The organism is Streptomyces niphimycinicus, assembly GCF_018883605.1.
In the GTDB taxonomy this organism is placed as follows: domain Bacteria; phylum Actinomycetota; class Actinomycetes; order Streptomycetales; family Streptomycetaceae; genus Streptomyces; species Streptomyces niphimycinicus.
On record NZ_JAHLEM010001253.1, the window covers coordinates 1 to 1,194 of the forward strand.

Here is a 1,194-nt window from a genome sequence, read left to right on the forward strand (position 1 = left end):
GACGCGGGTGACGGGGCCGCCGCCGTACCGGGCACGCGGTCCCCGGACGGTGCGGTAGCCGGGTCCTCCGGCTCCGCTGACGGCTCTCGGCCCGGCGGGGCGGACTCCCGGGGTACCGAGTCGGGGTCCGGCGGCCCGGGCGCGCCGCGGGTCGCCGCCGATACCGCGAGCCGGGGTGACACGGGTGCCGTGAGCGCGTCCGCGGGGCCCGGCGCCGACCGGCCCGTGGTCCCGGGTACGCGGCCGGAGGCGTCCGGGGACGAGGGCCGCGATCCGCATACGGCGTCTGACGGCGCCCCCGCCGCTTCACACTCCGGTGCCACCGTCGCCGCTGTCGGCGGGCCGTCCGGGTCGTCCACGTCCGCCGTTTCCGCGCGGGTGCCGCATCCCGGCGGGGGAGGGGCGACCGCGGCGGGCGCCGTGCCCGAGGGGGCCGTCGTCCGCGATGAGCCCGGTAAGGCCGCGACGGCCGAGGAATCCCCGTGGGTGGCGGATCTGGTGGCCGGGCCCGCGGCGCTGCTGCCCGCCGTAAGGCGGTTGCTCGACGGCATGGTGGTGGTCGGGACGCTGGAGGAGGCCGAGGAACTGCTCACGCGGCGGCCGGAGTTGACGACCGTGACCGCCGAGGGCGATCTGCTCGGGGCGCACTTCGCGCAGGGCGGTTCCGCCGGGGCGCCCTCGCTGCTGGAGGTGCAGGCGTCCGTCGACGAGGCGGCGGCGGAGCTGGAGCGGCTCGCCGTACGGTGCGAGGAGCTGGCCGGGGCGCAGCGCGCGGCAAAGGAGGGGCGGGCCGAGTGCCTGGCGCTCGTCGAGGAGCTGGCGGGTCGCCGGAGCGCGGCGGACCGGGAGAAGTCGCGGGTCGCGCAGTCGCTGGGCCGGCTGGCCGGGCAGGCGCGCGGGGCCGCCGGGGAGGCCGAGCGGTCGGCCGCGGCCGTCGTCAGGGCCGAGGAGGCGCTGGAGCGGGCGACCGAGGAGGCGGAGGAGCTGGCCGAGCGGCTGGCGGTGGCGGAGGAGCAGCCAGGGGAAGAGGAGCCCGACACCTCCGTACGGGACCGGCTCGCGGCCGATGGCGCCAACGCCCGGCAGACCGAGATGGAGGCGCGGCTCCAGGTCCGTACGCATGAGGAGCGCGTCAAGGGGCTCGCGGGGCGGGCCGACGCGCTCGACCGGGGCGCGCGCGCCGAGCGCGAGGCC

At 79.2% G+C, this 1,194-nt stretch carries 1 pseudogene; it reads left to right on the forward strand.

Annotation, left to right across the window (positions count from 1 at the left end):
* Window positions 1-1,194, forward strand: a pseudogene (locus tag KN815_RS51395) (AAA family ATPase); the annotation flags it as partial.